General features: G+C 70.5%; 18 protein-coding genes. 8 read left to right on the forward strand and 10 right to left on the reverse strand.

What is annotated here, in order from left to right:
- Positions 1-21 precede the first annotated feature (21 nt).
- Complete coding sequence (locus ACW4TU_RS26150; protein WP_457417213.1) at positions 22-672, reverse strand: HAD family acid phosphatase; 651 nt, start codon at positions 670-672, stop codon at positions 22-24.
- Positions 673-1,131: 459 nt separating this feature from the next.
- Here ACW4TU_RS26150 and ACW4TU_RS26155 point away from each other — a divergent pair, with 459 nt between their 5' ends.
- The gene (locus tag ACW4TU_RS26155; RefSeq protein ID WP_457417214.1) at positions 1,132-1,737 is read left to right on the forward strand and encodes a M23 family metallopeptidase; all 606 of its coding nucleotides are present in this window, start codon (positions 1,132-1,134) and stop codon (positions 1,735-1,737) included.
- 61 nt (positions 1,738-1,798) lie between these two features.
- On the opposite strand, the gene ACW4TU_RS26160 is transcribed toward ACW4TU_RS26155, so the two are convergent.
- Positions 1,799-2,386, reverse strand: a complete 588-nt coding sequence (locus tag ACW4TU_RS26160; protein WP_457417215.1) for a TetR/AcrR family transcriptional regulator — start codon at positions 2,384-2,386, stop codon at positions 1,799-1,801.
- Between the two features lie 154 nt (positions 2,387-2,540).
- On the opposite strand from ACW4TU_RS26160, the gene ACW4TU_RS26165 reads away from it, so the two are divergent.
- A complete protein-coding gene (locus tag ACW4TU_RS26165) occupies positions 2,541-4,184 on the forward strand; it encodes an MDR family MFS transporter (RefSeq protein WP_457417216.1) in 1,644 nt (547 codons plus the stop codon).
- A 326-nt stretch (positions 4,185-4,510) separates the two neighbouring features.
- Here the strand turns inward: ACW4TU_RS26165 and cseC are convergent, their stop codons facing one another.
- The 5 genes from cseC to ACW4TU_RS26190 all read right to left on the reverse strand — a co-directional run bounded on the left by cseC (position 4,511) and on the right by ACW4TU_RS26190 (position 9,278).
- Positions 4,511-5,839, reverse strand: coding sequence for a two-component system sensor histidine kinase CseC (gene cseC / locus ACW4TU_RS26170; RefSeq protein ID WP_457417217.1), 1,329 nt, complete (start codon positions 5,837-5,839; stop codon positions 4,511-4,513).
- A gap of 44 nt (positions 5,840-5,883) precedes the next feature.
- On the reverse strand, positions 5,884-6,591 hold the full coding sequence (gene cseB / locus ACW4TU_RS26175) for a two-component system response regulator CseB (RefSeq protein WP_371660591.1): 708 nt from the start codon (positions 6,589-6,591) through the stop codon (positions 5,884-5,886).
- Positions 6,592-6,662: 71 nt separating this feature from the next.
- Complete coding sequence (locus ACW4TU_RS26180) at positions 6,663-7,310, reverse strand: hypothetical protein (RefSeq protein ID WP_457417218.1); 648 nt, start codon at positions 7,308-7,310, stop codon at positions 6,663-6,665.
- A 173-nt stretch (positions 7,311-7,483) separates the two neighbouring features.
- A complete protein-coding gene (locus tag ACW4TU_RS26185; protein WP_457417219.1) occupies positions 7,484-8,026 on the reverse strand; it encodes a SigE family RNA polymerase sigma factor in 543 nt (180 codons plus the stop codon).
- Positions 8,027-8,324: 298 nt separating this feature from the next.
- Positions 8,325-9,278, reverse strand: a complete 954-nt coding sequence (locus ACW4TU_RS26190) for an HhH-GPD family protein (RefSeq protein ID WP_457417220.1) — start codon at positions 9,276-9,278, stop codon at positions 8,325-8,327.
- Positions 9,279-9,743: 465 nt separating this feature from the next.
- On the opposite strand from ACW4TU_RS26190, the gene ACW4TU_RS26195 reads away from it, so the two are divergent.
- The gene (locus tag ACW4TU_RS26195) at positions 9,744-10,604 is read left to right on the forward strand and encodes a hypothetical protein (RefSeq protein ID WP_457417221.1); all 861 of its coding nucleotides are present in this window, start codon (positions 9,744-9,746) and stop codon (positions 10,602-10,604) included.
- 27 nt (positions 10,605-10,631) lie between these two features.
- Here the strand turns inward: ACW4TU_RS26195 and disA are convergent, their stop codons facing one another.
- Both disA and radA read right to left on the reverse strand, forming a co-directional pair.
- Complete coding sequence (gene disA, locus ACW4TU_RS26200; RefSeq protein WP_457417222.1) at positions 10,632-11,756, reverse strand: DNA integrity scanning diadenylate cyclase DisA; 1,125 nt, start codon at positions 11,754-11,756, stop codon at positions 10,632-10,634.
- Positions 11,757-11,837: 81 nt separating this feature from the next.
- Positions 11,838-13,247: a DNA repair protein RadA gene (gene radA, locus ACW4TU_RS26205; protein ID WP_457417223.1), complete on the reverse strand. Its 1,410-nt coding sequence runs from the start codon at positions 13,245-13,247 to the stop codon at positions 11,838-11,840.
- 208 nt (positions 13,248-13,455) lie between these two features.
- On the opposite strand from radA, the gene ACW4TU_RS26210 reads away from it, so the two are divergent.
- Positions 13,456-15,249: a BACON domain-containing protein gene (locus ACW4TU_RS26210; protein ID WP_457417224.1), complete on the forward strand. Its 1,794-nt coding sequence runs from the start codon at positions 13,456-13,458 to the stop codon at positions 15,247-15,249.
- Between the two features lie 24 nt (positions 15,250-15,273).
- Here ACW4TU_RS26210 and ACW4TU_RS26215 read toward each other — a convergent pair whose 3' ends face one another.
- The gene (locus tag ACW4TU_RS26215) at positions 15,274-16,131 is read right to left on the reverse strand and encodes a DUF3109 family protein (protein ID WP_457417225.1); all 858 of its coding nucleotides are present in this window, start codon (positions 16,129-16,131) and stop codon (positions 15,274-15,276) included.
- Between the two features lie 83 nt (positions 16,132-16,214).
- Here ACW4TU_RS26215 and ACW4TU_RS26220 point away from each other — a divergent pair, with 83 nt between their 5' ends.
- From ACW4TU_RS26220 to ilvD, 4 genes are all read left to right on the forward strand, one after another.
- A complete protein-coding gene (locus ACW4TU_RS26220) occupies positions 16,215-17,168 on the forward strand; it encodes a Ppx/GppA family phosphatase (RefSeq protein WP_457417226.1) in 954 nt (317 codons plus the stop codon).
- Positions 17,169-17,337: 169 nt separating this feature from the next.
- Positions 17,338-18,162 carry a sugar phosphate isomerase/epimerase family protein gene (locus tag ACW4TU_RS26225; protein ID WP_457417227.1) on the forward strand — a complete coding sequence of 275 codons (825 nt, stop codon included), beginning with the start codon at positions 17,338-17,340 and terminating at the stop codon, positions 18,160-18,162.
- Positions 18,159-18,773, forward strand: coding sequence for a TetR/AcrR family transcriptional regulator (locus ACW4TU_RS26230; RefSeq protein WP_457417228.1), 615 nt, complete (start codon positions 18,159-18,161; stop codon positions 18,771-18,773). The genes ACW4TU_RS26225 and ACW4TU_RS26230 overlap by 4 nt, the downstream gene beginning before the upstream one ends.
- A gap of 148 nt (positions 18,774-18,921) precedes the next feature.
- A complete protein-coding gene (gene ilvD / locus ACW4TU_RS26235) occupies positions 18,922-20,775 on the forward strand; it encodes a dihydroxy-acid dehydratase (RefSeq protein WP_457417229.1) in 1,854 nt (617 codons plus the stop codon).
- The last annotated feature ends 79 nt before the right edge of the window (positions 20,776-20,854 follow it).

Raw genomic sequence — 20,854 nt, forward strand, 5'->3', positions numbered from 1 at the left:
CTCGCATGCCCTGATGACGACTTACGACAGCTGGCCGTCGTAGTCCGGCAGCTTGTACGTCTTCTCCGCGTGACCGCCCGACAGGTCGGTGGCGCTGTTGCCGATGTTGGCGATGATCGTGTAGCCCTTCGACTCGACGTCGACGCGCTGCGCGGTCTTGTAGTCGGCCACGTTCTTGAAGAGGTCGATCAGATTGCGGGCGTACAGCCCGGTCACGTCGTAGCCGACGTGCGTGAGGTTGTACTGCGTCACGGGCTTGATGATGTCCGGGCGCGCGGTGACGAAGAAGAGGGCGACGCCGTGGTCCTGGGCGTACTGGGCGACCTTCAGCACGGGTGCGTTGGCCGGTGACGGGTAGCTGAAGCCGAAGTCGGTCTCCAGCGTGGTGTTGTCGATGTCGAAGACGATCGCCGGCTTCTCGCCCTTCGAGGCGGCGGCGATGCGCTGCTTCAGATAGGGCAGGGCCTGGTCCATCACGGTCTGGCAGTCCTGCTGCCAGGTGGCGTAGCTGACGTCCTCGGCGGCGGCTGCCGACACGGACGTGGTGGCCGTGGTGGTCGCGGCCTGGGCGGTGCCGGGGCCGGTCAGTGTCACCGTGGCGACCGCGGCGGCCGCGGTCAGGCCGATACGGCGGGTCCAGGGCGTCCAGGAGCCTCTTGAGCCTTTTGTCATCGGGGTTGGGGGTCCTCTCACGTAGGGCCGTGCGGTGCCACAGCATGCAGATGTCAGGGACATGCTTGCGGAAGTGAGTGGCGCTGATGGGAAGGGCACATTACTCACGGGTAGCGGCGAGGTGCCAGTAGTCGGAGCGGGTTTATTCGCCTGCTGGCGGTGCGTTGCGCGCGTCACAGTCGCACGACGGTGGATCTTGGGGCCGGTGACATGATGCACAGGCGAAATGTCCGTTACTAGGGTGATTAGTGGGTGAGAGTGGGGGTGGGGCGCGGTTTGTGGAGGGTGGTTGCTCAGGTCGCTTTGTCAAGAAGTGGGTTGATTTGTGGTCGTCTACGAACTTGTGTCGTAGATCGGAAGTTTGGGGATGGCCGGGGCCCGGGGTTACCAAGGGGTTGCCCATCCGGCGGGAACGCTCGTGCCGGGTGGCTTTTCTGTCCCCGTCCCCATGAGGTCTCGATGTTCCAGCGCGCCACCGCCCCGTCCCGTGAAGCCCGTGAGTCCCGTACGGCCCGTGTCTCCCGCCTCTCAGTCCTGGCCGCCGGGCTCGGGGCGTCACTCGTCCTGGGGGTGACCGGGGTCGCGGCTGCGGCCGAGAGCGGTGCGGCGGGTGCCGTACAGGTTCAGGCCGCCGCCAAGAAGGCCGCCTCCTGGGTGGACCCGGTCAAGAAGTACACGCTCAGTGCCAGCTTCAACCAGGCCGGCAACATGTGGTCGTCCACCCACTCCGGCCAGGACTTCGCCGTGCCGAGCGGTACGAAGGTCGTCGCCGCGCACGGCGGTACCGTCGTCAAGGCAGGCGGCAACGGCGCCGGTGACGGGCCGGCGTACGGCAATGCCGTCGTCATCAAGCACGGCAACGGGACGTACTCGCAGTACGCCCATCTGTCGCGGATCGACGTGAAGGTCGGCCAGGTCGTGGCCACCGGTCAGCGCATCGCCCTGTCCGGCAACACGGGCAACTCCAGCGGGCCGCACCTGCACTTCGAGATACGTACGACCGCGAACTACGGGTCCGCCGTCGACCCCGTGGCCTTTCTGCGGGCCAAGGGCGTGAAGGTCTGACCCGTCTGACCCGCCCGGCCTGTCCGGGCGGTGTGTGACCGGCCGGTCGGGGGCGCCGCGGTTACGAGGGCCGTTCCGTGCCCTCGTGTGCCTGTGTCACCAGGCCGATCGCGACCTCCAGGACCGCCTGGCGCTTCTCGTCCGCGTCGCCCGCGAGGTCCTGGAGCACGAACATCCCGGCGTGCAGCGTGAACATCGCGCTGACGCAGCGGACCTGGTCGACCAGGGGGGCGTCCGGGTCGATGATGATCTCCCGCATACCGAGCATGCGGGTCTTGAACATGTCGCCGATGCTCAGGTCCCGTACCGTCGCCTGGTTCTCCTGCATGAAGCGGAAGAGGGGGGCGGCTTCGGTGAGCGCCTCGCTGTAGCGGCGTACGATCTCCTGCTTCATGGCGAGGGTGTGCGGCTGCTGCCGGCCCCACTCGATCAGGTCCTCGATCGGTTTCGTCAGGTCCTCGAACAGACTGACGACGATCTCTTCCTTGGTCTTGAAGTGGTAGTAGAGCGCCGCCTTCGTGACGTCGAGGTGCTCGGCGATCTCCCGCAGCGAGGTCTTCTCGTAGCCCTGTTCGGCGAAGAGTTCGAGCGCCACGTCCTGGATGCGCTGACGGGTGTCCCCGCGTCGGCGCTGCTTGGTGCGGTCCATGCCCGTACTCCTGCTTCCGCTGCTGAACCCTCGGGAGTGCCCTCAGGGGTAAACTTACTTGACGACCGGCTAGTTCGGGGTCTAGCTTCCCCAGTGTAGTCAACTTGCCGGGCGGCAAGTAAGAAGGCGTACGTGGGGGAGTGGGGCGGAGACGATGGCGGACACGCGGGCAGTGGTGGACGAGCAGGGCGAGCAGGAAGAGCGGATTGAGCAGGGCGCGGAGGGCAGGCAACCGCGGAGTGTGCGGGTGGTGCTGCTCGCGCTCATGATCGCGATGATGCTCGCGATGCTGGACAACATGATCATCGGTACGGCGATGCCGACGATCGTCGGTGAACTGGGCGGACTCGAACACCTGGCGTGGGTCGTGACGGCCTACACCCTCGCCACCGCCGCCTCCACCCCGATCTGGGGCAAGCTCGGCGACATGTACGGGCGCAAGGGCGTCTTCATGAGCTCGATCGTGCTCTTCCTGATCGGGTCGGCGCTCAGCGGTATGGCCCAGGACATGGGACAGCTGATCGGCTTCCGGGCCGTACAGGGACTCGGTGCCGGTGGCCTGATGGTCGGGGTCATGGCGATCATCGGGGACCTGATTCCGCCGCGTGAGCGCGGCAAGTACCAGGGAATGATGGCCGGCGTGATGGCGCTCGCCATGATCGGCGGACCGCTGGTCGGCGGGGCGTTGACGGACCACCTGGGCTGGCGCTGGTCGTTCTACATCAACCTGCCGCTGGGTGTCGTGGCGCTCGCCGCCGTCAGTGCTGTGCTGCACCTGCCGAAGAAGCGGGCGAAAACGCGGATCGACTACCCGGGCGTCGCGCTGCTGACCGTCGGTATCACCTCGATCGTGCTCGTCACGACCTGGGGCGGTTCGGAGTACGCGTGGGGCTCCGCCATGATCATGGAGCTCATCGGGATCGGTGTCGCCTCGCTCGTCGGGTTCGTGTTCTGGCAGACGAAGGCCGCCGAGCCGATCCTTCCGCTGCACATCTTCCGCAGCCGCAACTTCACGCTGATGTCGATCATCGGCTTCATCACCGGGTTCGTGATGTTCGGCGCGGTGCTGTTCCTGCCGCTGTACCAGCAGGCTGTGCAGGGCGCGTCCGCGACCAACTCCGGTCTGCTGCTGCTTCCGATGCTCGCGTCGATGTTGGTCGTGTCCATGGTCGCGGGGCGGGTGACGACGGGCAGCGGCAAGTACAAGGTGTTCCCGCTGGTCGGTGGTGTGCTGCTGAGCGTCGGGCTGTACCTGTTCGCGCAGATGGACACGGAGACCTCGCGGCTGACGTCCGGTCTGTACATGGCGGTGGTCGGGGCGGGCCTCGGCTGTCTGATGCAGATCACCATGCTGGTCGCGCAGAACAGCGTCGAGATGAAGGACATGGGCGTCGCGTCCTCCACGAGCACCCTGTTCCGTACGCTCGGGTCCTCGTTCGGGGTCGCGATCATGGGGGCGCTGTTCAACAACCGGGTGCAGGACGTGATGAGCGAGCGGGCCGGGGCGCTGGGGTCCAAGGTGACCGAGCAGTCGGCTCAGCTGGATGCGGCGAGTCTGGCGAAGCTGCCGGCGGCGGCGCGGGAGGCCTACCAGTACGCGGTGGCTTCGGGGACGCACTCGGCGTTTCTGCTGGGGGCCGTGGTGGCGGTCGTGGTGCTGGTGGCGGCGGTGTTCGTGAAGGAGGTTCCGCTGAAGGGGGCGGAGCCGGAGAAGGGTGGGGAACCGGCGGCGACGCCGGAGTCGGAGCCGGCGAGTGGTGAGGCTTCGGTCAAGGGAGCTGTGGCCGAGGTGGTGTGACGTGGGGGTCGGGGGACGGTGAGGAGGTGAAGGCCCTCGGGTGGTGTCTGCCCCGGGGGTCTTCGGCTGTGTTTTCTCGCCCCCGCCGCCCCTACCCGTCCCATCCCCTTCCTGGGGCTGCGCCCCCAGACCCCCCTTTCGCGCTGAACGCGCTCGTCCTCAAACTCCCCCAGAGGGGGGACCCCAACGGGCTGGATGGTGCCGGACGGGCTGGATGGTGCCTGGGCTGGATGGATGCGGCAAACAGGTGGGCGGGTGGGAAACACGGCCTGCGGCGTACCGGTCTCGCTCCTCAGATGCCGGAGCAGGAAACTCCGCCCTCTCTCTCAACCGCTCTTGCGCGGAAGCATCGGGTAGCTGCCCGTGTTCGTCGGGGCGTGTTCCGGGAGCCACAGGACCGCTACCGCGCCCTCCGCGGGGACGTGTTCCGGGGCGCCCGGTGGGCGTATGTTGCGGAACGTGAGGCGGGCGCCCAGGACCCTGGCCTGGCCTGCGGCGATGGTGAGACCAAGACCGTGACCGTGTCCCGAACGGTCACTGCTCCCCGTACGGAAGCGGCTCGGTCCGTCCGCCAGCAGGTCCTCGGGGAAGCCGGTGCCGTGGTCGCGTACGCGGATGACCCGGCCCTCGACCGACACCTCTATGGGCGCCTTGCCGTGCCGTGCCGCGTTGGCCAGCAGATTGAACAGGACACGCTCAAGCCGCCGCGGATCGGTCGTGACCTCCGACTCGTGCACCACCTGTACGGCGATCTCCGGGTCCTTCGCGAGGACCCGCCGGGCCACGAACTCGCCCAGCATGATGTCCTGCAGCTCGGCCCGCTCCGACGCCCCGTCGAGACGGGCCACCTCCAGGACGTCCTCGACCAGTGTGCGCATGGCCTGCGCCCGGTCCAGGACCAACTCCGTCGGCCGCCCCGGCGGCAGGAGTTCGGCGGCCGTCAGCAGACCCGTCACCGGCGTCCGCAGCTCGTGCGCGATGTCGGCGGTGACCCGTCGTTCCGCCTCCAGCCGCTGCTGCAGCGTGTCCGCCATCGCGTCCACCGCCCGGGCGAGGTCGTCGGTCTCGTCCCGTACGACACCGCCGATGGCGTCCCGCACCCGTACGTCCGTCTCGCCCCTGGCGACCTGGTTGGCGGCAGCCGCCGCCTTGCGCAGCCGGCGCGACAACTGGGCGCCGATGAGCACACCGAGCGCGCTGCCGCCGAGGACGACGGCGATCGAGCCGATGATCAGCGCCTGGTCGAGGTCGGCCATGATGTCCGTACTGCGGTCGGTGATCCCGGTGTGCAGCGACATGATGTGCCCGTCCTTGAGCGGTACGGCCGCCCAGATGTCCGGCACCCCGTCCGGCCGGTCGGCCACATAGGTGGCCCGGCGGCCCTGCGCGGCCTTCTCCCGCAGTTCCTCCGGCAGGTTCGGGTCGTCGACCTTGATGCCGGGGAAGTTGGGGCGCCCCGACAGGTTGTAGTTGCTCTGCCCGATCAGGACGCGTTCGTCCGCGAGGTCACGCGCGCTGTCCAGCATCGAGACCCGGGCCGCGTTGTGCACGACCAGGCTGAGCGTGAGCGCCACGAGCGCACCGACCAGCGCGATGGCGGCGCTCAGCTTCCACCTGAGCCCGGTGTGGATGCCCGTGAACCGGCTGAACGGCATGAGCCGTATGACTCGCGTTTCTCTGGAGCGCATGGGTGGCCTGCTCAGGCCTTCAACTTGTAGCCGAAGCCGCGGACCGTCTCGATCCGGTCCTGGCCAATCTTCGTGCGCAGCCGCTGCACATGGACGTCGACGACGCGGGTGTCGCCGCCCCAGCCGTAGTCCCACACTCGTTCGAGAAGTTTGTCGCGGGAGAGGACCGTGCCCGGTGCGGACGAGAACTCCAGCAGCAGCCGCATCTCGGTGGGTGTCAGGGCCACCGTCCGGCCTTCCTTGCGGACTTCCATCCCCTCGGTGTCGATCTCCAGGTCCCCGAAGACCAGCACCCCGCCGGTCACGGGCCCGCTGTCCTCGGAGGCCACCGCGCCCGGGCCGCTCGCGTGACCGAAGCGGCGCAGGACCGCGCGGATCCGGGCGACCAGGACGGCACCGTCGAACGGCTTCGTGACGTAGTCGTCGGCGCCCGCCTCCAGGCCCAGGACCACGTCGATCGAGTCGGCGCGCGCCGACAGCATGATCACCGGGACGGTGGACTCGTCGCGGATGCGGCGGCACAGGCTGACCCCGTCGAGGCCCGGGACCATGACGTCCAGGAGGGCGATGTCGGGGCGGTCGGCGCGGAACGCCTCCAGGCCCGACAGTCCGTCGGGCATGGCGGTGACCGCGAAGCCGTCCCGCTCCAGGGCGAGTTGGGTGGCCTCGCGGATGACGTCGTCGTCCTCGACGAAGAGGACGTGGGTCTGGTCTGCCATCCCGGGTGCTCGCAGTTCTCGTCTCGTGTGTGGCCGCGGTAGTGATTCTGGTACTGGTACTGGTGTACGGGTCAGTTCGGGGCCGGTGTCGGTGCGTCGCCGTCGACCGCGCCGCTGTACTCGTTGTGCGTGCGGTACTTGAGAGCGAAGCGGCCGGCCGTCCAGCGGTAGGTGATCACATTCTCGCCGGACGGGCTCGTCACCGGGTCGTCCTTCTTGTAGACCTGCTTGGTGACCACCAGGTCGCCGCGGTCTATCTCCGCGTACACCGGGGACTCCTCGGCCCGGAAGACGTTCCGGTACCCGTCCCCCGCCTCGCGGTACACATAGGAACCGACGCCCACGGCATCGCTGCACGTCATGACGTTGACGACGACGTCGTCGGCGGCTCCGTCGGTCAGATCCCCGTATGACACGTCGACCGGGTACTCGTCCCCGACACATGGCTTCAGCGCGCGCTTGACCGAGGCCGCGACCCCTGGATCGTCCTTGACGAGCTTGACCGCGTCCACGTCGTCCGGAGTGGCGTACGCGGAGGGCGCGGGGGTGGAGCTCAGCTTGCCCGCGACGGCGTCGGCGCCGGCCGGGCCCTCGTCACGGGCGCCGGTGCCGCCGGTGGCGCAGGCGGAGACGAAAAGGGCGAGGGCGGCGAGCACGGCCGTCGCCGTGATCACCGCCTGAAAGGCCCGCCGGGCAGGGCCGGACAGAGCCGGCCCCATGAGCAGCCCCGGACCATGCCCCGGCCACCCTCGTGATGCCGCACCAGGACCAGGAACCGGACCAGGACCAGGACCAGGACCTTGGCCCGGGGGTGAGGCCGCGTCCGAATCCGTCGTCCCTGTTCCTGTCCCTGTTCCTGTCCGAGGGACCCCGGGATCGGTCGCCCCTGTGCCTAGGCCGCGCAACGCTCCCGCTCCTCATGCTCCAGCGCGCGTGCGTCCAGATCGCGGGACTCCAGCTCCTCCCGGAGCCGGGCGAGCGCCCGGTGCAGCGTGCTCTTGACCGTGCCGGCCGACATGCCGAGGGCGGTGGCCGTCTCCTCCGTGGACATCTGCTCCCAGTGTCGCAGCACGACGACACTCCGCTGCTTGGGTGCGAGAACCTTCATGACGTCCATCAGCAGCGCGCGGTCCGCGTGCTGCTCGGTGGAGTCGTCGACGCACGCGTCCGGGAGCTGCTCGGTGGGCACCTCTTCGAGCTTGCGGGCCCGCCACCACTCCGTCCGGGTGTTGATCATCACCCGGCGGAGGTAGGCGTCCGCGAGCCGCTTGTCCGCTATGCCGTCCCAGCGGCCGTACGTCCGCACGAGCGCCGTCTGCAGGAGGTCCTGCGCGTCGACGGGGTCCGGGACCAGTCGACGGGCGCTGCGCAACAGCGCGTCCTGCCGTGTGCGGACGTACTCCTCGAACTCGAGCACCTCGCCCTGCTGCGCCATGTCGACCGCCTCCCGCTCCCCGTTTCCGACCTGTCTTCCGGTCGGCCTTCACTGCCTTGTGGTCCTTACAGGGATGAAGCTACGGAGCTGTTGTCACGGGGTTGTCCGAGCCAGCCTTCGGGGAGCGCTCGGCTGTCCGTCGGTTGTGTAACGGAAACAGGGAAGGGGTAAGCCGGTGGGTTAATTGGTGGTGTTATGTGGTGATTTGGGGGCGGGGTGAGTGTGTTGCGGAAGCGCGTCGGGGCGTTACGGGAGGCCGGGCAGGTGTTTTGGCTGTGTGCGTCCCCGGCCGTCCGTCTCAGCTGTGCGGCAGGCGGTACAGCCCGCCCGGCAGGGGCTCGACCAGACCGTCGGAGACGAGGCCGTCGAGGGCCCGGGCCCGCTGGACCGGCTCGTGCCACACGCTGTCGAGCGCGGCCTGCGGTACGGGGGTGTGGGCTTCGCGGAGTACGGCGAGCAGCTTGCCGCGTACCTGACGATCTGTACCCGCGTACGTCTGGCCGCGGCGCGCCGGACCCTCGTGCTCGGGCTTCCCGGCGAGCCGCCAGGCGCACTGGGCGGCGATCGGACAGCGGTGGCAGGTCTCGTTCCGGGCCGTGCAGACGAGCGCGCCGAGCTCCATGGAGGCCGCGGCCCAGCGGGCGGCCGTGGGCTCGTCGTCCGGCAACAGGGCGCGGGCGAGCTTGCGTTCGGCGGCGGTGGTGGCGTTCGGCGGGTACTGGACGCCGGTGACGGCGCGGGCGAAGACCCGGCGGACGTTCGTGTCCAGTACGGCGTGCCGCTGGCCGTAGGCGAAGGAGGCGACGGCCGCGGCCGTGTACTCGCCGATGCCGGGCAGGGCGAGCAGCTGGGCGTGCTCGGCGGGTACGTCACCACCGTGGCGCTCCGTTATGGCGACGGCGGCGCCGTGCAGGCGCAGGGCGCGGCGCGGGTAGCCGAGGCGGCCCCAGGCGCGGACGGCTTCGCCTGAGGGGGCGGCGGCGAGGTCGGCGGGGCGGGGCCAGCGGGCGAGCCACTGCTCGTAGACGGGCAGTACGCGGCTGACGGGCGTCTGCTGCAGCATGAACTCGCTGACCAACACGCCCCAGGGGCCGGCGTCCGGGCGCCGCCAGGGGAGGTCGCGGGCGTGGTCGTCGAACCAGCCGATGACGGGGGAGTGGAGGGGGGTGCCGTCGGTGGTGGGGCTGGGGTGCGGGACGGAGAGGGGTGTGGGGTCGGTGTCGCGGTGCGGGGGTTTCGTGGGCGCAGTCATGGCGGTTCCGATCCTGCCATGTGGGGGTGCGGGGGTGGGTGATGCGGTGCGGTGGGCCCGGGTTGTTTCTTCGCCCCCGCCGCCCCTACCCGTCCCGTCCTTCTGGGGCTCCGCCCCAGACCCCGCTCCTCAAACTCCCCCAGAGGGGGGACCCCCAAGGGGCTGGAGATGCCGGCCGGGGCTTGATCTTCCAGCCCGTCCGGCGATTGAGGACGAGGCCCCTTCAGGGCCGAAGCGGGGGTCTGGGGGCGGCAGCCCCCAGGAACGGGACGGGACGGGTAAGGGCGGCGGGGGCGAAACGACGGGCGGATGGGGCAACACGCCACTCGGTGTGAAGTGCTCCCCCTCCGGGAGGAGTTAGGCCACGTCACCAACACCCTTCGCCGGGATGATGATCCGGAAAAGTTGGTGCTCCGGCGGCGGGTGGGGCGAGTGAACTGTCCGATCTCTCGTACAGTTTGCGCCGTGGGATCTATGCGCAATCCGGTCGGGCCGCTTCCCTCCTCCATCTACTGGCGTCGGAGGGCCGTTCTGCTGTCTTTGCTCGCCCTGTTGGCGCTGCTGGGCATCTGGATCGTCGCTTCCGGCGGCGGAGGCGGCGACAAGGGCACGGACGGTGCCAACGGCAAGGATCCCGAGCAGACGATCACCCCGGGACCCTCCGGTTCGGGGCCCGCGATCAGTCAAGCCCCGGGCGGACGCGACGAGTCGGGCAGCTCGGACACCGGCGGCTCGGACTCCGGTTCCGGCTCGGCGGGCGCCGGGGGTTCCGGGGGCTCAGGGGACTCCGGCGGTTCGGGCGGTTCGGGCGGCTCCGGCGGCGACAGCGGTTCCGCCGGGACGGGTGGTGGCGGCGTCGGCACCGACGACGGCGTTAACGGCAGCGTGGGCAGCGGCGATACGCTCCCGGCCGGTTCCGCTCTGCCCAACTGCACCGCCGGCGTCGTCCGGTTGAGCCTGCGCAGTGTCCAGAACACCTACGCGCCCGACGAGACGCCCACCTTCCAGCTGGTCGCCAGGAACTCCTCCGCCAACGACTGCAAGATCGACCTCGGCCCGAAGGCGGCGGTCGTGACGATCACGCAGACGAGCAGCGACGACGACATCTGGGCCTCGGACGACTGCCCCAAGGACACGGCCGGCCTGCTGTTCCGTGTCTCGGCCGGCGGCAGCATCACGTACACCTTCGAGTGGGACCGCAAGGCGAGCGCCCCCGAGTGCGCCACCCCGAAGGCGGGGTCGGCAACCGCCGACACCTACCTCGTGGAGGCACAGGCCCAGGGCTTCCCGAAGGCCCAGACATCATTCGTACTGGACAAGGACTGAGCGGGAGTTACGAGGACTGAGCGGGCGCTACACGTACCGCTCCAGGATCGACGACTCCGCCAGCCGCGACAGCCCCTCCCGGACACTGCGCGCCCTCGCCTCGCCGACCCCGTCCACCGTCTGGAGGTCGTCGACGCTCGCCGCCAGCAGCTTCTGCAGGCCGCCGAAGTGTTCCACCAGGCGGTCGATGATCGCGCCGGGCAGGCGCGGCACCTTCGCCAGGAGGCGGAAGCCGCGGGGGGAGACCGCCGAGTCGAGGGCCTCGGGTGAGCCCGTGTAGCCCAGGGCCTTGGCCACCGTGGAGAGTTCGAGCAGCTCGGCGTGACTGAGTGCGTCGAGTTCGCCGAGCGCCTCGTCGACCGTGCGGGAGCGTTTGGCGGTCGGCTCGGGGACGTAGTCCCGGACCACCAGCTCGCGCTCCGGCTCCACGCCCGCGATCAACTCCTCCAGCTGGAGGGCCAGAAGCCGTCCGTCGGTGCCCAACTCGAGCACGTACCCGGCGATCTCCGTCGCGATGAGGCGGACCATCTCCAGGCGCTGTACCACCGCGGAGACGTCCCGGACCGTCACCAGGTCCTCGATCTCCAGCGCGGACAGCGTGCCCGCGACCTCGTCGAGGCGGAGCTTGTAGCGCTCCAGGGTCGCCAGGGCCTGGTTCGCGCGGGACAGGATCGCGGCCGAGTCCTCCAGGACCCGGCGCTGGCCGTCCACGTACAGCGCGATGAGTCGCATGGACTGGGAGACCGAGATGACGGAGTAACCCACCTGCTTCGACACCCGGTCGGCGGTGCGGTGCCGGGTGCCCGTCTCCTCGGTGGGGATGTTCGGGTCGGGGACCAGCTGGACGCCGGCCCGCAGGATCTTGGACAGGTCCGACGAGACCACGATGCCGCCGTCGAGCTTGCACAGCTCGCGCAGCCGCGTCGCCGAGAACTCGACGTCCAGGACGAAACCGCCCGTGCACATCGCCTCGACGGTCTTGTCGGAGCCGAGCACGATGAGTCCGCCGGTGTTGCCGCGGAGAATCCGCTCAAGCCCGTCGCGCAGCGCCGTGCCGGGTGCCACGGCGCTCAGTGAGGCGCGCATCAGGCCATCGGCACCGGAGCTCCCACCGTACTTTCCGGGAGCTGCTGCCCGGTCGTTGGCTGCCACTGCACTCCTCCGGTCGCAGGTACTGGGCCGCTCCCGTTTCGCACACGTTGTTCGTACGGACGGGCGAGACCTGGGCAAAGTCTACCGGCGGTCCTCGTCGTCCCGTGGGGCCTCTCGCCTACGCGACCTCGGAAGCACCCGGAGCGCGTCCCCCATGTCGGCGACTTCGATGACCTTCATACCCGCGGGGATCTTGCCGGGGTCCGAGGGAACGAGGGCGTGGGTGAAGCCCAGACGGTGCGCTTCGGACAGTCGGCGCTGGACCCCTGTCACCCGTCTGACCTCGCCCGCAAGGCCGACTTCGCCGATCGCGACCAGGTTCTTGGGCAGCGGGGTGTCGCTCGCGGCGGAGGCCAGTGCGAGGGCGATCGCGAGGTCCGCGGCCGGCTCGGAGAGCTTCACCCCGCCGACCGTCGCCGAATAGATGTCCCGCTTTCCGAGTGCGCTGATCCTGCCCCGTTGTTCGAGAACCGCGAGCATCATCGAGACCCGGGACGTCTCAAGACCCGATGTCGTCCGCCTGGGGGAGGGGATCTGCGAGTCGACGGTGAGCGCCTGGACCTCGACGACGAGCGGGCGGCGGCCCTCCAGGGTGACCGTCAGGCAGGTGCCCGGCACCGGCTCGGCGCGCCGGGTCAGGAACAGGCCGCTCGGGTCGGCGAGGCCAGTGATGCCCTCGTCGTGCAGTTCGAAGCAGCCGACCTCGTCCGTCGTGCCGTAACGGTTCTTGACGCCCCGGACGAGCCGGAGGCGGGCGTGGCGGTCGCCCTCGAAGGACAGGACCACGTCCACCAGGTGTTCCAGGAGGCGTGGGCCGGCGATCGCGCCGTCCTTGGTGACATGGCCCACGAGAAGCGTCGACATGCCGCGCTCCTTGGACGCGCGGATCAGCGCCCCGGCGACCTCGCGGACCTGTGCCATGCCGCCCGCCGCGCCGTCGATCTCCGGCGAGGCCACCGTCTGGACGGAGTCGAGGATCAGCAGGGACGGTTTCACGGCCTCCAGATGGCCCAGGACGGCCGAGAGGTCGGTCTCCGCGGCCAGATACAGGTGGTCGTCGATCGCCCTGATGCGGTCGGCGCGCAGCCGGACCTGGCTCGCGGACTCCTCACCCGTGATGTAGAGCGTGCGGTGCTCGTCGCTCGCCGACTTCGCCGCGACGTCCAGGAGGAGCGTCGACTTGCCCACGCCCGGCTCACCGGCCACGAGAACCACGGCACCGGGGACCAGCCCGCCGCCGAGTACGCGGTCCAGTTCGGGTACGCCGGTGCTGCGGGCGGTGGCCTGGCGGACGTCGACCTGGCCGATGGGGACCGCGGAGGTGGTGACCCGGCCCGGTGCCGTCGTACGGACCGCGGGCGCGCCGTACTCCTCGACCGTGCCCCACGCCTGGCACTCGGAGCAGCGGCCGAGCCACTTGGCCGTCTGCCAGCCGCACTCGGTGCAGCGGTAGGACGGACGGTCCTTAGCGGTCTTCGTACGAACAGCCATGGGACGAACCGTAACCGGGAGCACTGACACCACCGTCGCCGACGGGTGCCGGAAGCCGCGCTCCCGGCACTAATCGGCCACGTCAGGGCGGGAACAGGCCACGTAATCCGGGGTTGCTGTCCCCTATTGAGGGATCGTTTCACCCGTACGGATTAAAAGTGCTCAAGGTGGGAGAGGGGGCCGTCGTAAGGCGCCTACGGTCGCACGGGTGATGAGCAGTAGTCCGGACACCCCGACCCACAGCACCGGCACACACCGGGCGCACCGTGAGGCGCGCGACCGGGCGGCGGGACGCACGCTGGTCCAGCGACCGCCCGCGCGCTACGAGCCGTATCTGGACGGCCTGTTCACCTACTGCCTGTCCGTCCTGTGCGACCACGACACGGCCACCGCCGCCCTCGGCGACGTCCTCGCGCTCGCCGAGCGCCGCAGCCCGCGCGGCCCGGAGGCCGCCGGTGCCCGCAGGGCCTGGCTCTACGCGCTGGCCCGCTGGGCCTGTCTGCGCAAGCTGGCCGAGGCCAAGCAGAAACGTCAGAGCACCCACGCGGCGGGCCGGCGCGGCAAGCGGCAGGCGTCCGCCGCCTCCGCGCCCCAGGCCGCCCCGGACTCCGCCGCTGCCTCCTCAACGGGCCTCGTCTCCGAGGAGGCCCAGGAGGCGCACCGCCGTGAACTGGCCCAGCTCGCCTGGCCGGAGGCCGCCGGCACCACCCCCGAGCAGCGCGAGGCACTCGAACTCGCCGTGCGCCACAAGCTCGACGCCCACGAGGTCGCCGCCGTACTGGGCCTGGACGCCGCCGCCGCCGCCGACCTGCTCGCCTCCGCCGCCTGCGAGGTCGAGCGCACCCGCGCGGCCCTCGCCGTCGTCGAGACCGGCGCCTGTCCGAGCGTCTCCCGCCTCACCGGCGACCACCAGCTGGTGCTCAGCACGGCACTGCGCCGCGAACTGGTCCGGCATGTCGACGACTGCCCGCGGTGCCGCCGTACCGCCGAGCGGGCCGTCCCCGGCTCCTGGCCCGGCACCAGCGTCACGCCCGCCGAACTGCCCGTCCTGGAGGCGCCCCGCGCGGCCCTGCACGTCGCCATGGCACACCTCCCGCGCGCGCGGGGCGCCGCCGCTCCGCGCTTCGACCGGCGCGGCTTCCCGATGGATCCCAAGGACCGCGCCGCCCGAAGGGACCGGCTACGCGCGCGTGCCGTCACGACCACGGTCGTCGCCACCGTGGTCGCCGCCCCCGTACTCGCCCTGTGGGCGGCCTACCGCGCGCCTGCGACCGGCGAGGGCGGCCCAGGGGACCGTTCGGCCACCGCGAGCGAGGCGCAGCGCCACGACATCCTCGACGGCGAGGCCGCGGGCGGCGGCTACGAGAACGCGGGCAACGCGGGCACCGGCGCCGACAGGGGTCTCGTCAGGAAGGACCACGGCTCACCGGACGTCTCCGTGGAGGTCGTCAGCGCGGTCCCCGGCGCGAAGGAGAGCCCGGGCCTGCTCACCGTGGAGGCGTCCAGTGACGGCGACACCACGCTGATCACCCTCACCGCGTCCGGGCACACCCCGGTGCGCTGGACGGCGTCCACCGGGGCGTCCTGGCTGTATCCGAGCCGGTCCTCGGGCACGCTGCGGCCCGGCGAGTCGTTCACGATCAAGGTGTACGTCGACCCGCTGCGCGAGCCGGCCGGTCACTGGAGCGCGCGGGTGTCGATCGCACCGGCGTCCGCCGCCGTCTCCATCGAGGGGTACGGCACCGCGCCCACACCCCCGGACCCGACCCCGGTGAACCCACCGGCCCCCGGCCCGCCCCGCCCGAGCGCCCCGCCCCCGGACCCGACGACCTCCGCGCCCGCGACCCCGCCCCCCAGCGACCCGCCACCGTCCTCGTCACCGGACCCGGAGCCCACGCCGACCCCCACCCCGACGGCCTCGGTGACCTCGACCCCCGCAGACCCCGGAGGCTCGTCACCGCCCGCCGACAGCGGCTCCCCGAGCCCTGTGACAACGCCCTGAGCCGCTCACGTCAGCGCGAAGAAATCAGCTGACGGGATCCGCCGGGTGCGGGGCCAGCAGCGGCAACTGCGAGGCCAGCCGCTCCTCGCACAGCTCGACCAGCCGGTCGTACCCCGCCTTGCCCATCAGCTCGACCAGCTCCGGCCGGTACGAGACGTACACCGGGTCGCCCGCGCCGTGCGCCGAGGTCGCCGACGTGCACCACCAGTGCAGGTCGTGGCCGCCCGGACCCCAGCCGCGCCGGTCGTACTCACCGATCGACACCTGGAGCACACGCGTGTCGTCGGGCCGGTCGATCCAGTCGTACGTCCGCCGCACCGGAAGCTGCCAGCACACGTCCGGCTTGGTCTCCAGCGGCTCCAGGCCCTCCCGCAGCGCCAGGATGTGCAGCGAGCAGCCCGCGCCGCCCGCGAACCCGGGCCGGTTCTGGAAGATGCAGGACCCCTGGTACGGCCGGGTCTGCCGCGACCCCTCCTCGTCCTGGGAGGTCCAGCCGGACTCGGTGCCGATGGCGTGGTGCTGCCAGATGTCGGGCGTGAGCCGCGCCACATGTCCGGCGACGCGCTTCTCGTCGTCCTTGTCGGAGAAATGGGCACCCAGCGTGCAGCAGCCGTCGTCCGCGCGGCCGGCCTGGATGCCCTGGCAGCCGCTGCCGAAGACGCAGTTCCAGCGAGAGGTCAGCCAGGTCAGATCACAGCGGAAGACCTGCTCGTCGTCCGCCGGATCGGGGAACTCCACCCACGCGCGCGCGAAGTCGAGCCCCTTCTCGTCGCTCACCACCACCGTCTTCGGAGGTTTCGCGGATCTCGGGGACTTCACGGTCTTCGCGGGGAGGGCTTCCGCTGCCGACTTGTCGGCCTTTGCCTTTTTCGTCTTGGGCACGCGTCCAGGGTAAGTCGCCCGGAGCGCCTTCCGGCACCGCTCCGGGGACGGATGCGGGCGCGGCTGGCAGTAGCGTTCCGTCCATGAGACTCGGTGTCCTCGACGTGGGATCGAACACGGTGCATCTGCTGGTGGTGGATGCGCACCCCGGTGCGCGCCCCCTGCCCGCGCATTCGCACAAGGTCGAGCTGCGGCTCGCCCAACTCCTCGACGAGGCCGGAGCCATCGGCCCCGAGGGGGTCGACAAACTCGTCGCCGTGATCCAGGACGCGCTCCAGGCCGCCGAGGACAAGGGCGTCGTGGACCTGCTGCCGTTCGCCACCTCCGCCGTGCGCGAGGCCAGCAACGCCGACGACGTCCTCGCGCGCGTGCAGGCCGAAACGGGCGTCGAGCTCCAGGTCCTGACCGGCTCCGAGGAGGCCCGGCTCACCTTTCTCGCCGCCCGCCGCTGGTTCGGCTGGTCGGCCGGCAAGCTCCTCGTCCTCGACATCGGCGGCGGCTCCCTGGAGATCGCCTACGGCATCGACGAGCAGCCCGACACCGCCGTCTCCCTCCCGCTCGGCGCCGGCCGCCTGACCGCGGGCTGGCTCCCCGGCGACCCGCCCGACCCCGACGACATCAGGTCCCTGCGCCGCCATGTACGCGCCCAGATCGCCCGTACGGTGGGCGAGTTCAGCCGCTTCGGTGCCCCCGACCACGTCGTCGCCACCTCGAAGACGTTCAAGCAGCTCGCCCGCCTGGCCGGGGCGGCCCGCTCCACGGACGGTCTCTACGTCCAGCGCGAGCTGAAGCGCGAGTCCCTGCAGACGCTGGTCCCCGAACTCGCCTCCATGACGACGGCGGAACGTGCGGCCCTCCCCGGAGTCTCGGAAGGCCGGGCCAACCAGCTGGTCGCGGGCGCCCTGGTGGCCGAGGCGGCGATGGACCTCTTCGCCGTGAAAACCCTGGAGGTCTGCCCCTGGGCCCTCCGCGAGGGCGTGATCCTCCGCCGCCTGGACCACATGGGCACCCACATGGGCACGGAGGAGATCCAGTAGACCAACAGGGGCGCGGGGCTGTGTCATTGTGCGGCTCCGCCGCGTGGGCGTGGGCAGCCGCACACAACCGGTAGCCGCCCACGCGACCGAACCCCCATGTCACCGAACCCCCATGGCGACCGGCCGCCCCCGGCCCGCCCCCGCATACGCACCCCGTACGCTGTCCCCCGTGGCAGAACCAGTCGTACGCATCCCGGATGCGAAGGTCGCGCTGTCCACAGCCTCCGTGTACCCGGAGTCGACGGCGACGGCCTTCGAGATCGCCGCGCGGCTCGGCTACGACGGCGTCGAGGTCATGGTCTGGACAGACCCCGTCAGCCAGGACATCGAAGCCCTGCGCAGACTGAGCGACTACCACCGGATCCCGATCCTCGCCGTCCACGCCCCCTGTCTCCTCATCACCCAGCGCGTCTGGTCCACGGACCCCTGGACCAAGCTCCAGCGCGCCCAGGCCGCCGCCGAGAAGCTCGGCGCGACGACCGTCGTCGTACACCCGCCCTTCCGCTGGCAGCGCCAGTACGCGCGTGACTTCGTCACCGGCATCTGGCGCATGGCCGACGAGACGGACGTCCGGTTCGGCGTCGAGAACATGTACCCCTGGCGCTACCGCGACCGCGAGATGCTCGCGTACGCCCCCGACTGGGACGTCACGAAGGACGACTACCGGCACTTCACGATCGACCTCAGCCACACCGCGACGGCCCGCAGCGACGCCATGGAGATGGTCGGCCTCATGGGCGACCGCCTCGGCCACGTCCATCTCGCCGACGGCAACGGCTCCAACAAGGACGAGCACCTGGTCCCGGGCCGCGGCACGCAGCCCTGCGCCGAGCTGCTCGAACGGCTCGCGGCCACCGGTTTCGACGGCCATGTCGTCATCGAGGTGAACACGCGCCGCGCGATGTCCAGCGTCGAGCGGGAGGCCGACCTCGCCGAGGCGCTCGCGTTCACGCGTCTCCACCTGGCCTCGTCCGTACGGGTCCCGCGCCCATGACCGGCGCCGCCCCGCGCCGCCGGGGACGTCCCTCCCGTACGGACTCCGCCGCCGCCCCCGCCGCCCGCGACCGCATCCTGGTGGCGGCCCGCGAGGAGTTCGCCGTACGGGGCTACGACAAGACCTCCGTACGCGGCATCGCCAAGGCCGCGGAGGTGGACCCGGCGCTGGTGCACCACTACTTCGGTACCAAGGAGCAGGTCTTCGAGGCGTCCATCTCGGTCGCCCTCGGGCCCATCCTGGAGGCGCCCGGCTCGATCGTCGAGGGCCCGCTCGACGGCGTCGGTGAGCGGCTCGCCCGCTTCTTCTTCGGTATCTGGGAGACCCCGGCGACGCGCAAGGCACTGCTCGCGATCGTCCGCTCGGCCATGAACAACGAGGCCGCGGCCGGAGTCTTCCGCCGCCTGATCTCCACCCAGCTGCTGCGCCGCCTCGCCGTCCAGCTGGACCTTCCGGACGCGGAACTGCGCGCCGAACTGGCCGCCGCCCAACTCGTGGGCATCGCGATGCTCCGCTACGTCATCAAGGTGGAGCCGCTGGCCTCGGCCGACCCGGACGAGATCATCGCAAGGGTGGCCCCGGTGATCCAGTCCCACCTGACAGCGCCGTGAGCCCGGGCCCGACCGGCCCACACCGGACCCGCACCCGCACCTGAAACCGAGACAACCATCCCGCATTCCGGACTCAATGTCCGATCCGTGGATGACCGGCGTAGGCTCGACGGAGTCACCACTCTCTGAAGGAGCGAGGCGAGCGACGATGCCCGAGCTGAGGTCCCGTACCGTCACCCACGGCCGCAACATGGCGGGCGCCCGCGCCCTTATGCGCGCCTCCGGTGTACCGGGTGCCGACATCGGGCGGAAGCCGATCATCGCGGTCGCGAACAGCTTCACCGAGTTCGTGCCCGGCCACACCCACCTCCAGCCGGTCGGCCGCATCGTCAGCGCGGCCATCACCGCCGCCGGAGGCATCCCGCGCGAGTTCAACACGATCGCCGTCGACGACGGCATCGCGATGGGCCACGGAGGCATGCTCTACAGCCTCCCCTCCCGCGACCTGATCGCGGACAGCGTGGAGTACATGGTCGAGGCCCACTGCGCCGACGCCCTGATCTGCATCTCCAACTGCGACAAGATCACCCCGGGCATGCTGAACGCCGCCCTGCGGCTGAACATCCCCACGGTCTTCGTCTCCGGCGGCCCGATGGAGTCCGGCCGGGCCACGCTGGTCGACGGCACGGTCCGCACGCTCGACCTGGTCGACGCGATCTCCGACGCGGTGAACGAGAAGATCTCGGACGAGGACATCCTCCGTATCGAGGAGAACGCCTGTCCGACCTGCGGTTCCTGTTCCGGCATGTTCACGGCCAACTCGATGAACTGCCTCGCGGAGGCCATCGGACTCGCCCTCCCCGGCAACGGCTCGGTCCTGGCCACGCACACGGCCCGCCGCGCGCTGTACGAGAACGCGGGCCGCACGGTGATGGACATCACCCGCCGCTACTACGAGCAGGACGACGAGACGGTCCTGCCCCGCAACGTCGCCACCTTCGCGGCCTTCCAGAACGCCATGGCCCTCGACATCGCGATGGGCGGCTCGACCAACACGATCCTGCACCTGCTGGCCGCCGCCCAGGAAGCGGGCGTCAAGTTCGACCTGGACGACATCAACGAGGTCTCGCGCCGGGTGCCGTGCCTGGCGAAGGTCGCGCCGAACGTCGCCAAGGACCGCACGTACTACATGGAGGACGTGCACCGGGCCGGCGGCATCCCCGCCCTCCTCGGCGAACTGCACCGCGCGGGCCTGCTCAACGAGGACGTGAACTCGGTTCACAGCTCGTCCCTCGCCGACTGGCTGAAGACGTGGGACGTGCGCGGCGGCTCCCCCTCGCCGGAGGCCCTGGAGCTGTGGCACGCGGCACCCGGCTGTGTCCGTTCCGCCGAGGCCTTCTCCCAGTCCGAGCGCTGGGAGGCCCTGGACGTGGACGCCGCCGGCGGCTGCATCCGCAGCGCCGAGCACGCGTACTCGAAGGACGGCGGTCTCGCGGTCCTCAAGGGCAACCTCGCCGTCGACGGCTGCGTCGTGAAGACGGCCGGTGTCGACGAGTCGATCTGGACCTTCGAGGGCCCCGCGGTCGTCTGCGAGTCGCAGGAAGAAGCCGTCCAGAAGATCCTCACCCAGCAGGTCAAGGAGGGCGACGTCGTCGTCATCCGCTACGAGGGTCCCAAGGGCGGCCCCGGTATGCAGGAGATGCTCTACCCGACCTCGTACCTGAAGGGCCGCGGCCTCGGCAAGGCCTGCGCCCTGGTCACCGACGGCCGCTTCTCCGGCGGCACCTCGGGCCTCTCGATCGGCCACGCCTCCCCGGAGGCCGCGGCCGGCGGCACCATCGCCCTCGTCAAGGACGGCGACCGCATCCGCATCGACATCCCGAACCGCACGATCGAACTCCTGGTCCAGGACGAGGAGTTGGCGGCCCGCCGCGAGTCCCTGAACGGCGTCTACGCCCCCGTCTCCCGCGAACGCAAGGTCTCGCAGGCCCTGCGCGCGTACGCGGCGATGGCGACGAGCGCCGACAAGGGCGCGGTGCGGGACGTGTCGAAGCTGGGCTGACCCCCTTCGTACATCTGCGTCTGCATCTGTATCCGCATGAAAGGGCCGCTCCTCACGATCAGGAGCGGCCCTTTCGTCA

Source organism: Streptomyces kryoterrae, assembly GCF_054072135.1.